Annotated in this window: 12 protein-coding genes; all 12 read left to right on the top strand. The window is 37.5% G+C overall.

The genetic code is table 11. The features are described 5' to 3' along the window. Positions 1-145 precede the first annotated feature (145 nt). The 12 genes from lctO to SMIDD28_RS00920 all read left to right on the top strand — a co-directional run bounded on the left by lctO (position 146) and on the right by SMIDD28_RS00920 (position 12,546). Positions 146-1,282, top strand: a complete 1,137-nt coding sequence (gene lctO / locus SMIDD28_RS00975) for an L-lactate oxidase (RefSeq protein ID WP_000120723.1) — start codon at positions 146-148, stop codon at positions 1,280-1,282. 169 nt (positions 1,283-1,451) lie between these two features. Continuing rightward, positions 1,452-1,847, top strand: a complete 396-nt coding sequence (locus tag SMIDD28_RS00970; RefSeq protein WP_061424569.1) for a CopY/TcrY family copper transport repressor — start codon at positions 1,452-1,454, stop codon at positions 1,845-1,847. Between the two features lie 10 nt (positions 1,848-1,857). Further along, complete coding sequence (locus tag SMIDD28_RS00965; protein ID WP_061424020.1) at positions 1,858-2,229, top strand: cupredoxin domain-containing protein; 372 nt, start codon at positions 1,858-1,860, stop codon at positions 2,227-2,229. 9 nt (positions 2,230-2,238) lie between these two features. Next, positions 2,239-4,482 (top strand): heavy metal translocating P-type ATPase, encoded by a 2,244-nt coding sequence (locus tag SMIDD28_RS00960; protein ID WP_061424018.1) that lies wholly within the window; start codon positions 2,239-2,241, stop codon positions 4,480-4,482. Positions 4,483-4,692: 210 nt separating this feature from the next. Beyond that, the gene (gene spxB / locus SMIDD28_RS00955; protein WP_061424017.1) at positions 4,693-6,468 is read left to right on the top strand and encodes a pyruvate oxidase; all 1,776 of its coding nucleotides are present in this window, start codon (positions 4,693-4,695) and stop codon (positions 6,466-6,468) included. A 254-nt stretch (positions 6,469-6,722) separates the two neighbouring features. Continuing rightward, entirely contained in the window at positions 6,723-7,070 is a 348-nt protein-coding gene (locus SMIDD28_RS00950) for a VOC family protein (protein WP_061424016.1), read from the top strand. A 254-nt stretch (positions 7,071-7,324) separates the two neighbouring features. Next, positions 7,325-7,627 carry a lactococcin 972 family bacteriocin gene (locus tag SMIDD28_RS00945; RefSeq protein WP_061424015.1) on the top strand — a complete coding sequence of 101 codons (303 nt, stop codon included), beginning with the start codon at positions 7,325-7,327 and terminating at the stop codon, positions 7,625-7,627. Positions 7,628-7,687: 60 nt separating this feature from the next. Next, positions 7,688-8,437 (top strand): hypothetical protein, encoded by a 750-nt coding sequence (locus tag SMIDD28_RS00940; protein ID WP_061424013.1) that lies wholly within the window; start codon positions 7,688-7,690, stop codon positions 8,435-8,437. Next, a complete protein-coding gene (locus tag SMIDD28_RS00935) occupies positions 8,413-9,684 on the top strand; it encodes a DUF1430 domain-containing protein (protein ID WP_155719302.1) in 1,272 nt (423 codons plus the stop codon). Before SMIDD28_RS00940 ends, SMIDD28_RS00935 begins: the two co-directional genes overlap by 25 nt. 1 nt (position 9,685) lies before the next feature. After that, positions 9,686-10,321 carry a putative bacteriocin export ABC transporter gene (locus tag SMIDD28_RS00930; RefSeq protein ID WP_061424008.1) on the top strand — a complete coding sequence of 212 codons (636 nt, stop codon included), beginning with the start codon at positions 9,686-9,688 and terminating at the stop codon, positions 10,319-10,321. Beyond that, positions 10,318-10,509 carry a hypothetical protein gene (locus SMIDD28_RS00925; RefSeq protein WP_000850052.1) on the top strand — a complete coding sequence of 64 codons (192 nt, stop codon included), beginning with the start codon at positions 10,318-10,320 and terminating at the stop codon, positions 10,507-10,509. The genes SMIDD28_RS00930 and SMIDD28_RS00925 overlap by 4 nt, the downstream gene beginning before the upstream one ends. 462 nt (positions 10,510-10,971) lie before the next feature. Further along, entirely contained in the window at positions 10,972-12,546 is a 1,575-nt protein-coding gene (locus tag SMIDD28_RS00920) for an ATP-binding cassette domain-containing protein (RefSeq protein WP_061424006.1), read from the top strand. Positions 12,547-12,679 lie beyond the last annotated feature (133 nt).

The raw sequence follows: 12,679 nt of genomic DNA, 5'->3' as shown, positions 1-12,679 counted from the left end.
TTTTTATTGCCGTTATAAGGATTTTTTATCATAGACATAAAATTTCTGAAATTTCCAAACAAAATATTTGAAAAGTTTTGAAAAAAGAGTTAAGATATTTTTGTAATATACAAAGTAAACGCTTACTTATTAAGGAGGACAGTTTATGTCATACAAAACAAGCAATGCAGAAGGTCATGTAGATTTCATCAATACCTATGATTTGGAACCAATGGCGCAACAAGTGATCCCTAAAGCAGCATTTGGTTATATCGCTAGTGGGGCGGAAGATACTTTCACTTTACGTGAGAATATTCGCGCCTTTAACCACAAACTCATCGTTCCACATACGCTTTGCAATGTAGAAAATCCAAGTACAGAGATTGAATTTGCAGGTGAAAAATTGTCTTCACCAATCATTATGGCGCCTGTTGCGGCTCATAAATTAGCAAATGAACAGGGTGAAGTGGCGACTGCGCGTGGTGTGCATGAGTTTGGTTCCCTCTATACAACCAGTTCTTACTCTACTGTCGACCTTCCAGAAATTACGGAAGCTCTTCAAGGGACACCTCACTGGTTCCAATTTTACTTTAGTAAAGATGATGGAATCAATCGCCACATCATGGACCGTGTGAAAGCTGAAGGTTATAAAGCGATTGTCTTGACGGCAGATGCTACTGTAGGGGGCAATCGTGAGGTTGATAAGCGTAATGGTTTTGTCTTCCCAGTTGGCATGCCGATTGTTGAAGAATACCTGCCAGAAGGTGCTGGAAAATCAATGGACTTTGTTTACAAATCAGCTAAACAACGCTTGTCTCCACGTGATGTAGAATTTATCGCTGAATACTCAGGACTTCCTGTGTATGTCAAGGGACCACAATGCCGTGAGGATGTTGAACGTTCGCTTGCTGCGGGAGCTTCTGGTATCTGGGTAACCAACCATGGTGGCCGCCAAATCGACGGTGGACCAGCTGCCTTTGATTCACTTCAAGAAGTAGCAGAAGCAGTTGACAAACGCGTACCAATTGTCTTTGACTCAGGTATTCGTCGTGGTCAACACGTCTTTAAAGCCCTGGCTTCAGGAGCAGACTTGGTAGCTATTGGTCGCCCTGTTATCTATGGTTTAGCTCTTGGTGGTAGTGTCGGTGTACGCCAAGTTTTTGAACACTTGAATGCAGAATTGAAGACAGTTATGCAGTTGTCTGGAACTCAGACTATTGAAGATGTTAAACACTTTAAACTTCGTCATAACCCATACAACCCAACCTTCCCAGTTGACCCTCGTGACTTAAAATTGTATTGATAAAATGATTTCCTCCACTGAATGTGGAGGTTTTTGTTTGTGTTTTAAACACTTTTGAAATGAAAATTTTAAAAAAAGAGAAAGATTTGCATTTTATAGTTGACAAATGTAGATTTTCGGAGTATACTAACAACTGTAATCGACAAATGTAGATTTAGGAGGTGTGATGATGCAGATTTCAGATGCAGAATGGCAGGTCATGAAGATTATTTGGATGCAAGGAGAGCAGACCAGTACGGATTTGATCAGGGTTCTGGCGGAGCGGTTCGACTGGTCCAAGTCAACCATTCAAACTCTTTTGGCTCGTTTGGTTGAGAAAGAGTGTCTGACAAGGAAAAAAGAAGGCAAGTTCTTTGTCTATTCAGCCCTTTTAACTTTGGATCAAAGTCGGGATTTACTTGTCCAAGATATCAAGGACAAGGTTTGTTCTCGTAGAATTAAGAACTTGTTGGCTGATTTGATTACTGAATGTGATTTTACTCAGGCTGACTTGGAAAACTTGGAAGCTGTGATTTCTGAGAAGAAATCAAGCGCTGTAACAAAAGTAAAATGTAATTGTATGTAAAGGAGACGTCATGTTAAATAGTATTGTAACCATTATTTGTATTGCCCTTATCGCGTTTATCTTGTTTTGGTTTTTCAAAAAGCCTGAAAAATCTGGACAAAAGGCCCAGCAAAAAAACGGCTACCAAGAGATTCGAGTGGAGGTCATGGGGGGCTATACGCCTGAGTTGATTATCCTCAAGAAATCAGTGCCAGCCCGCATTGTCTTTGACCGTAAGGACCCTTCACCCTGTCTGGACCAAATTGTTTTTCCAGATTTTGGTGTACATGCGAATCTACCTATGGGGGAAGAATATGTAGTGGAAATTACGCCTGAGCAGGCTGGAGAGTATGGTTTCTCTTGTGGCATGAATATGATGCACGGTAAGATGATTGTAGAATAGGAGAATGATATGACTGAAATTATAAAAGCAAATCTTGAAAATGGTGTTCAAAAAATCCGTATCACGGCAGACAAAGGCTACCATCCAGCCCACATTCAACTGCAAAAAGGAGTTCCTGCTGAGATCACCTTTCACCGTGTGACACCTTCAAACTGTTATAAGGAAATTCTGTTTGAAGAAGAAGGCATCTTGGAACCAATCGGCGTAGATGAGGAGAAAGTCATTCGTTTTACACCTCAAGAATTAGGTCAACATGAATTTTCTTGTGGCATGAAGATGCAAAAGGGAAGTTATACCGTAGTTGAGAAGACTCGAAAATCTCTATCACTTTTACAGCGTTTTTGGATTACTAGTATCTTTACTGTGCCTCTTGTGATTCTCATGATTGGGATGTCGACAGGTAGCATTAGTCACCAAGTCCTGCGTTGGGGAACCTTTTTAGCCACAACACCGATTATGCTAGTAGCAGGTGGTCCTTATATCCAAAGTGCTTGGGCTAGTTTTAAAAAGCACAATGCCAACATGGATACCTTGGTTGCTCTGGGAACCCTAGTGGCCTATTTCTACAGCTTAGTTGCCCTCTTCGCTGGTCTCCCCGTTTACTTTGAAAGTGCTGCATTTATCTTCTTCTTCGTTCTTATGGGAGCCGTTTTTGAGGAGAAAATGCGGAAAAATACTTCCCAAGCTGTGGAGAAATTACTTGACTTGCAGGCTAAAACTGCAGAAGTCTTGCGTGAGGATAACTATGTTCAAGTCCCCTTGGACCAAGTCAAGGTAGGTGACCTGATTCGAGTGCGTCCCGGTGAAAAGATTGCGGTTGATGGTGTCGTAGTAGAAGGTATCTCTAGTATTGATGAGTCTATGGTGACAGGTGAGAGTCTGCCTGTGGACAAGACAGTTGGAGATACCGTCATTGGTTCAACCATCAATAATAGTGGAACACTTGTTTTTAGAGCAGAAAAAGTTGGTTCAGAGACTGTTTTGGCTCAGATTGTGGATTTTGTGAAGAAAGCTCAGACCAGTCGTGCGCCGATTCAGGACTTGACGGATAAAATTTCAGGCATTTTTGTCCCAGCAGTTGTCATTTTAGGGATTGTGACCTTTTGGATTTGGTTCGTCTTGCTCAGGGATAGTGTAGTCGTGCTTGGAGCGAGTTTTGTCTCTTCTCTTCTCTATGCGGTGGCGGTTTTGATTATCGCCTGTCCTTGTGCCTTGGGGCTCGCAACACCGACAGCCCTTATGGTAGGGACAGGACGCAGTGCTAAGATGGGAGTTCTCCTCAAAAATGGAATGGTTCTACAGGAAATCCAGAAAGTCCAAACTATTGTTTTTGATAAGACAGGAACTTTGACGGAAGGGAAGCCTGTGGTAACAGATATCATCGGCGACGAAGTAGAAGTGCTTGGATTGGCAGCCTCCTTGGAAGAAGCTTCTCAACACCCACTGGCTGAAGCCGTTGTGAAACGAGCGAGTGAAGCTGGACTTGAGTTTCAAACTGTTGAAAATTTCCAAGCCTTGCACGGAAAAGGTGTCTCAGGGCAAATCAATGGAAAACAAGTTCTGCTTGGAAATGCTAAAATGCTGGATGGCATGAACATTTCTAGCACTTATCAAGATAAACTAGAAGAACTAGAAAAAGAAGCTAAGACAGTTGTGTTTTTGGCTGTGGACAATGAAATCAAAGGCTTGCTTGCTTTGCAAGATATCCCTAAGGAAAATGCTAAGCTAGCCATCAGTCAGTTGAAAAAACGAGGACTTAAAACAGTCATGCTGACAGGAGACAATGCAGGTGTGGCGCGTGCTATTGCGGATCAGATCGGAATCGAAGAGGTCATTGCAGGTGTCTTGCCAGAAGAAAAAGCCAACGAAATCCATAAACTACAAGCGGCTGGCAAAGTAGCCTTTGTTGGGGACGGTATCAATGATGCTCCTGCCCTCAGTGTAGCAGATGTGGGAATTGCTATGGGTGCTGGAACAGATATTGCCATCGAGTCAGCAGATTTAGTGTTGACAACCAATAACCTCCTAGGCGTGGTGCGTGCCTTCGACATGAGTAAGAAAACCTTTAATCGAATTCTGCTCAATCTTTTCTGGGCCTTTATTTACAATGTCGTCGGAATTCCGATAGCTGCAGGAGTCTTTTCAGGTGTTGGACTGGCCCTCAACCCAGAACTGGCAGGTCTAGCCATGGCCTTTAGTTCTGTATCCGTTCTGACCAGTTCCCTCTTACTAAACTTTAGTAAAATAGATTAAAAGCGGGCTTGCTTGCTTTTATTATAACACAGTTTCGTAAAACGTTTTCGGACTGTACTGTAATAGAGAATAGAAACTTCTGAGCAGATTCTTAGTAAACTAAAAATAAATGTGATAAATTAGTAGTGTAAAAATTTACTGAAACGTTTTCAAAAATTATATGAAACCTTTTTTAGTAAATTTAAAAATATTTGAAGGAGAGTTATCATTATGACTCAAGGGAAAATTACTGCATCTGCAGCAATGCTTAACGTATTGAAAACATGGGGCGTAGACACAATCTACGGTATCCCATCAGGAACACTCAGCTCATTGATGGACGCTTTGGCTGAAGACAAAGATATTCGTTTCTTGCAAGTTCGCCATGAAGAAACAGGTGCTCTTGCAGCGGTTATGCAAGCTAAATTTGGCGGCTCAATCGGGGTTGCAGTTGGTTCAGGTGGTCCAGGTGCGACTCACTTGATTAACGGTGTTTACGATGCAGCTATGGATAACACTCCATTCCTTGCTATCCTTGGATCACGTCCAGTTAACGAATTGAACATGGATGCTTTCCAAGAATTGAACCAAAATCCAATGTACAACGGTATCGCTGTATACAACAAACGTGTAGCTTACGCTGAGCAATTGCCAAAAGTAATCGACGAAGCTTGCCGTGCTGCAGTTTCTAAAAAAGGTCCAGCTGTCGTTGAAATCCCTGTAAACTTTGGTTTCCAAGAAATCGACGAAAACTCATACTACGGTTCAGGTTCATACGAACGTTCATTCCTCGCTCCTGCTTTGAACGAAGTTGAAATCGACAAAGCTGTTGAAATCTTGAACAATGCTGAACGCCCAGTTATCTACGCTGGTTACGGTGGTGTAAAAGCTGGTGAAGTGATTACTGAATTGTCACGTAAAATCAAAGCACCAATCATCACAACTGGTAAAAACTTTGAAGCTTTCGAATGGAACTATGAAGGTTTGACAGGTTCTGCTTACCGTGTTGGTTGGAAACCAGCCAACGAAGTGGTCTTTGAAGCAGACACAGTTCTTTTCCTTGGTTCAAACTTCCCATTTGCTGAAGTTTACGAAGCATTCAAGAACACTGAAAAATTCATCCAAGTTGATATCGACCCTTACAAACTTGGTAAACGTCATGCCCTTGACGCTTCAATCCTTGGTGATGCAGGTCAAGCAGCTAAAGCTATCCTTGACAAAGTAAACCCAGTTGAATCAACTCCATGGTGGCGTGCAAACGTTAAGAATAACCAAAACTGGCGTGATTACATGAACAAAATCGAAGGTAAAACTGAGGGTGAATTGCAATTGTATCAAGTTTACAATGCAATCAACAAACATGCTGATCAAGACGCCATCTATTCAATCGACGTAGGTGACACTACTCAAACATCTACTCGTCACCTTCACATGACACCTAAGAACATGTGGCGTACATCTCCACTCTTTGCGACAATGGGTATTGCCCTTCCTGGTGGTATCGCTGCTAAGAAAGACAATCCAGATCGCCAAGTATGGAACATCATGGGTGATGGAGCATTTAACATGTGCTACCCAGACGTTATCACAAACGTTCAATACGACCTTCCAGTTATCAACGTTGTCTTCTCAAATGATAAATATGCCTTCATCAAGGACAAATACGAAGACACAAACAAACACTTGTTTGGTTGTGACTTCCCTAATGCTGACTACGCTAAAATTGCTGAAGCTCAAGGAGCTGTTGGATTTACAGTTGACCGTATCGAAGACATCGACGCAGTTGTTGCAGAAGCTGTTAAATTGAACAAAGAAGGTAAAACTGTTGTGATCGATGCTCGCATCACTCCACACCGTCCACTTCCAGTAGAAGTACTTGAATTGGATCCAAAACTTCACTCAGAAGAAGCAATCAAAGCCTTCAAGGAAAAATACGAAGCAGAAGAACTCGTACCATTCCGTCTCTTCTTGGAAGAAGAAGGTTTGCAATCACGCGCAATTAAATAATTTCTCTCGTCGAAAATCAAAGATAAATTTATAGACTTCTTTATTAGCTTACTGCCGACGATTCCATCATTGAAACCATAAATTTCAATGATGGAATCTAGTGTGGAGCCTAGAAAAAGTCCCAAAGGATTTTTCGTAGTTTGATGAGCAAACATTTGCCATCAAACTTGGTTTCACCTCGTTTATTCTTTGATTTTCATAGAGAGAAACTTAAAAAGATCGGAGCAATCCGGTCTTTTTATGGAGGATAGTAAATGGATTTAAATCAATTAGATATTATCGTTTCAGATGTTCCTCAAGTCTGTGCTGACTTGGAGCATATCTTGGATAAAAAGGCAGATTATGCTGACGATAGTTTTGCTCAGTTTACGATTGGCAGTCACTGTCTGATGTTGTCCCAAAATCATTTGGTTCCTTTGGAAGAGTTTCAGTCAGGAATCATTCTTCATATCGAGGTTGAGTATGTAGACCAGAATTACCAACGGTTGAAAGAACTTGGTATCCAGGTTTTAAACGGACCAACTGTAACCGATTGGGGAACAGAGTCCTTATTAGTTAAAGGTCCTGCTGGTCTAGTGCTTGATTTTTATCGTATGAAATAGGTCGCTTAATCATTTGAAGCTAACCTTAGCTATTTTTAAAACAGAAATTGAGAATATGAACTATTGAAAGATCGGAGCAATCCGGTCTTTTTGATATAAAGCAATTGCATATAAATAGTTGACAGCGCTTTCCTTGTATGATATAATAACAGTGAAATAGGAGGAGTAAAGCTTTTTAATAATAAAGAAGGGAGGAAGAGTTGCTTTTTAGAAAAAGTTTTACTTTGCTAATCCTGGGGAAAGAGGAAAATCCTATGAGAAAATTAAAAAACGTTTTATTAGTTAGTGCGCTAGCACTTTCAGCAGTAACAGCTACTGTTACTATAGCAGAGACTGTTGATGTAGAGGGTGGTACATGGTCATATGGTTATACTACTGGTATTAACGCGTATTCAGATTATTATCATTCATATAATTATCACGGTTCTAGAGTAAAAAATAGAAATAATGGAGATACTAATACAGCTAATGCTGAATCTGGAGTTTGGTCAAAAGCTTGGATTTGGGATGTTTGGGATCCTGCTACTTTTTATTATAGCTCAAATGGAGGCTATTAACTCTTAATACAGATAGGGAGGAGGCTTCTCCTCCTTTTTTGCTAATGAAAGGAGAAGTCTATGTATAACATACTAAAACGAAGCCTTGCAACTTTTTCCTTTGTTTTAATTGCTTTTGTTAGTCTTTTCTTTATTAGCCAATATAAAAGTGAAATGTTGGGTGGATACAGTAAGATGATTTCTGTAGAGAAATCTACTACTACCATTAAGAAGGATTTAGAAGAGATTGCAAAAGATAAACAGAGTGTTTTAGCTCGTAGGATTGTTTCTGTAAAGGATAATGTTAGGGGAAAGACAGAAAATACCTATATACCAATTGGAGGTGAACTACCTGTAGATTTACCATTACAACAAGATCAAAACCTAATCCAAAATGCATCTGATGACACCTTATATTTGATTGTAAGAGGAAACTTAAGTGCACAGGAACTAGCACAAACTTTAAACCAAAAAGGACATCAAGCCATTGTTGAACAATCAAGTTCTGGTCTGACCTTGTTAAAGGTATTTTTGACTTATCCTCAATCGATTACTTTTACATTAGTTTTGATAATTGCTTTTGGGACTCTGACACTAGCTGATTACATAGCCAAACTGCGTTCTGTAAGTATAGAACGATTGTCAGGTAGAGGGAAATATCAAATTGCTTTGAGAAATATTAGCAAAGATAGTATTTTCTTAATATTGATAGCAAGTATAGTTTATTTAGCGACAGTTTTATTCTTATTCTCTACTAGAACTGTAAACATTTTGTCGTTAAGTCTAGTATTTTATCCTTTGCTTTCTTGGTTATTTCTTTTACTTTTTTAAATTTCTTTTTATCAAATATTTTTTACCATATTTTACAAAAGCAAGCTCTTAATCTATCCATAAAAGGTAAGGCACCTTTGCATCTTGTGTTCATTTTGGTTATTTTGACGCAGTTACTATCTCTTTTAATCGTGATGTATAGCGTTTATGGTGTTGTTAACTTAAATCAACAATTGTCAACATTACAAGTAGGACGAGACGAATGGAGTAAGCATTCTAATTATTTTGCTACTAATGAATTATATACTGGAGAGTCAAATAAAGACAGAGAAGCAGAAGTAGCTTTTTATTCAGAACTTAGTCAAAAAACAAATCTCCTTTATATAGATACAAATCTAGATAAAATTGCTTTTCAAAAGAGTTCTTCAGCTAATTCTTATTATCCTACCCCAGATATGGTATCAAATGAAATTCGTGTGAATCGACGTTTTATTGAAACAAGTGGCATTCAGTTGAGTATGCAAGCTAAAGCATTCTTTGAACAGATGGGAGATTTTGATCGTCTCGTGTTAATACCAAAGAATCAAGAATCAAACTTTTCAGAATTACATAAGGCTTGGTTGCGATATGAACAAAAAGGCTTTGCTCCAGATGATGCTCCTGTAAAAAAGAAAGATCCTAATGAGAAAATTGAGATAGCCACTTATCAAGGCGGTGAAAATCTATTTGTTTACCCTATCTTCACTTCGGTTAATTACTTAGTGAATCAAAATGCTTTTGTTCATGAACCAATTATTACTGTGTTTGGTTCTGCTTATGAAAATAGAACAATTCGCCAATTCTCTTTGGCACATTATATTTTTGATAAACCTGAGGTAGTGAAAGAATTGATTTCTAAATACAAGTTAACAGCTAGTATTGGTAGTTTTTCAAATGGAATGTATTCATTTGAAAATAGAATTCAAAAAGTAGAGACAGATAGATTTATATTATTTTTTGCGATGATTATTAGTTTTGTGAGTTCCATTTTATTGATGGTGTTACTTAACACTCTTTACCTCTATCAAGGGCGCAAAACTTATTTCATTGAGAGATTAGCAGGGAAGTCACTTTTTGAAATTCATCATGTTTATTTTTCGATTTTATCTAGTAGCTATATTTTTTGCACGTTATTGTCGGTAATATTAGGCTTTAATTTGTTTGTAATTTCTATTCCTTTGCTCTCATTGCTATTATTCACAGGAATTTTTCTTCTTCAACTGAGACAAGATAAAAAGGCTAATATTTTATATCTAAAAGGAGGATAGTATGATTGAATTGAAAGATATTTGTAAACAATTTGATGATTATGTTATTTTTAAAGACTTTAATTATCAATTTCATGAAGGTCAGACCTATGCTTTGATAGGTGAGTCTGGAGCAGGCAAAACAACTCTTTTAAATATTATAGGTAAATTAGAAACTGTCCAAAGTGGCTCAGTAGAAGTTGATGGTAAGGATTTAAAACAAATTAAGGAAAAAATCTATTTTAAGGATTATGTAAGCTACTTATTTCAAAATTATGGTTTAATTGAGAATAAGAGTATTAAGGATAATTTAGAACTTGCATTTATTGGGAGAAAAGAAAGTAGAAAAGAACAAGAAGCTCTTATGAAAGAATCCTTGAAGCATGTTCACTTACAATTAGATTTAAAACGTAAGATTTTTACTCTTTCAGGTGGTGAAGCGCAACGTGTCGCAATTGCTAAAATAATGTTGAAAGATTCCCCAATAATCTTAGCAGATGAACCAACAGCCTCTCTTGATAGTAGGAATAGTCGTGAAATTATTGACCTTATTCTTGGATTACGAAATGAAAAACGTACGATTATTATTGCAACTCATGATAGTAGTGTATATGAACGAATGGATCAGGTTGTAGAAATTAGAAAGGAAAAGATATGAAAACAAAATTTAGTTTAACAACAATTTTTTTCCAAGTAATGATTTTTGGTTCTTCTCTCTTTGTAATACTGACTCAGTTTGGCTTACTGCGTCAACCTACAAAGCTAATTATACAGATGATTTGCTTACTAAGTTTGTTATCTTTAGCTATTGCGATTTGGAATTATGTACGTGAAGAAAAAGACTGAACAGATCGGAGCAATCCGGTCTTTTTAATATAAAGCAATTGCATATAAACAATTGACAGGGTTTTTCTAAAACCTTATAATAAAAATATAACAGATAAAACAAAATTCATATGAAAGGATGGTTTCTGTCTGTTAGAGAAGACTGTAAAACATGTCCCTTTGTTTTAGTCTGTAAATCAGGCTTTTGTTCAATGGCCAAGCATATTACGAAATTAAGCTCTTCTGTGATTTGTAAGAATATGCAAGAGAAAATTCGTAAAAATCTAGCACTTTATGCTATTTCTGGATGCTATGAAGATATTTTAGATGTGGACTAGAGAGGGGTAAGTAAAAATGTCTATTAAGAAAAACAAAAAGGTTGTAAAAAACCTGAAGCTGTAAGCAATAATTGTAATATTTGTAAAATTTATATAATAAAAATGGAGAGGAGTGCTAGCATCTCTCTTTTTCTAGGAGGGCATTATGAATAAAATATTTCACTATCTGGATAAGAAAACGAAGTTTTATACTATCATCGGTGCACTGGCAAATGGAGGTTTGGCTCTTGCTCAACCCTTAGTCGTATCACAAGCCTTGTCCTTAAATCAAGGAGAGCTGACTTATTCTAAAATCATACAGTTTGCTGTTTTTGGCTTTACAGTATACTTCGTCTTGTATAGCTTAATGCTCTTTTGTAATCATACACATAATGTTTTTAGACGTGAAATTCAAATGAATATGAGGGCAGATTTATTTGACAAGCTGATGATAAATAAAGATTTTAACGAAGATGAAAAAGTCACCATGCTCACACAAGATATGGAGTATTTGGGGGATAATTACTTAGAAAAATACGTTAATATCATTTGCTGGAGTTTTGTAGCATTACTAACAGCGATTTATATTATTTCGCAAAATTTGTTACTAGGTAGTATTTTTGTCTTTTTCACTATTTTACGTCCTATTCCTCAGTTCTTGATGAATAAAAGACTCAAACATACTGGTGATGACATGGCTCAAGGCAGAGTAGAAGTGCATAATCAAGTATCTGATAGTATCCGAGGAGCACATACTTTACTCATGAACCAAGCAATTTCTGAAAATCAGAACAGATTTTGGAAGATTAATCGAAATTATCAACGAGCCATTCAAAAATTTTGCTTTACCCATAATATAATTTTCTTTTGCAACGGTTTCATGGTCTTCTTAAGCCAAGTTTTACCACTTGTTTTAGGTTTTTACTTTGCTATGGCTGGGCAGAAAGTGTCAGTGGCAAGTCTTGTTGCTATGTATATCGCAGCAGGTCAGCTAGTGAGCCCTATTCAGACTATTATGTATGATGCTGTAGATATACAAGGGGCAAAAACGACAGCAGATAAGATTTTTGGAGTATTAGAAATTGGAGATGTAAAACAGATAGATAAAAAAGATGCGCAAGAATTGCATGCTCTGCACATTAAAAATTTAAGTAAATCCTATGGTGACAGACAACTTTTTACTCATCTAAATTTGGATGTTCAAGCAGGTCAGAAAGTTTTAATCAAAGGACCGAGTGGTTGTGGTAAGTCAACCTTGTTTCGACTCATTACTGGAGAAGAAATAGCAGATGAGGGAGAAATTATCGGTGTGACAACTGTTAATGAATGTACATCAAGTTTTGTATCCAGTATAGGAATTATTAGCCAACACCCATTTCTCTTTAACGATACAGTGCGTTATAATTTGACCTTAGGACAAGAATTTTCTGAGGAAGAGTTGCTTGCTGTTTTGAAACAAGTCAAACTAGATTTTGAATTGACGGGTGGGATGGATTTTATTATCAAGAATAACGGGGAGAATATTTCTGGGGGACAAAGAGTAAGAATTGAATTGGCACGTTTTCTTCTTCGTAGAAAAAATCTGTTATTGGCTGATGAAGTGACCGCAGCCCTAGACAAAGAAAACGCCTTCATGGTACATGAACTACTATTTTCTCTTCCTGTTATGATGTTAGAAATTGCCCATCATATTGATGATGAAAGTAGATATCAACAAGTTGTAGATTTAGGAAAATATTGATTCTGGCTTAAAAGTCAGTTTTATCAGAAAATAAAGTAAATATTTCAGCAATAAAACACCCAGTATCAAGATTTTTCAATACATCATAATATGCTTTTTCTGATTATATATACTTTTCCTAACTTCACTCTTC

The sequence above is a fragment of the Streptococcus mitis genome, assembly GCF_001579045.1.
Taxonomy (GTDB): Bacteria; Bacillota; Bacilli; order Lactobacillales; family Streptococcaceae; genus Streptococcus; species Streptococcus mitis_D.
Note: the sequence above shows the minus strand (reverse complement) of the source record. Positions and strands in the feature narration are given on the sequence as shown.

Coding starts and splice junctions, on each gene's coding strand:
- SMIDD28_RS00925 (WP_000850052.1), top strand. CDS start 10,318: ATGAAAACAAAATTTAGTTTAACAACAATTTTTTTCCAAGTAATGATT.
- SMIDD28_RS00970 (WP_061424569.1), top strand. CDS start 1,452: ATGCAGATTTCAGATGCAGAATGGCAGGTCATGAAGATTATTTGGATG.
- SMIDD28_RS00960 (WP_061424018.1), top strand. CDS start 2,239: ATGACTGAAATTATAAAAGCAAATCTTGAAAATGGTGTTCAAAAAATC.
- lctO (WP_000120723.1), top strand. CDS start 146: ATGTCATACAAAACAAGCAATGCAGAAGGTCATGTAGATTTCATCAAT.
- SMIDD28_RS00965 (WP_061424020.1), top strand. CDS start 1,858: ATGTTAAATAGTATTGTAACCATTATTTGTATTGCCCTTATCGCGTTT.
- SMIDD28_RS00945 (WP_061424015.1), top strand. CDS start 7,325: ATGAGAAAATTAAAAAACGTTTTATTAGTTAGTGCGCTAGCACTTTCA.
- SMIDD28_RS00940 (WP_061424013.1), top strand. CDS start 7,688: ATGTATAACATACTAAAACGAAGCCTTGCAACTTTTTCCTTTGTTTTA.
- SMIDD28_RS00950 (WP_061424016.1), top strand. CDS start 6,723: ATGGATTTAAATCAATTAGATATTATCGTTTCAGATGTTCCTCAAGTC.
- SMIDD28_RS00920 (WP_061424006.1), top strand. CDS start 10,972: ATGAATAAAATATTTCACTATCTGGATAAGAAAACGAAGTTTTATACT.
- spxB (WP_061424017.1), top strand. CDS start 4,693: ATGACTCAAGGGAAAATTACTGCATCTGCAGCAATGCTTAACGTATTG.
- SMIDD28_RS00930 (WP_061424008.1), top strand. CDS start 9,686: ATGATTGAATTGAAAGATATTTGTAAACAATTTGATGATTATGTTATT.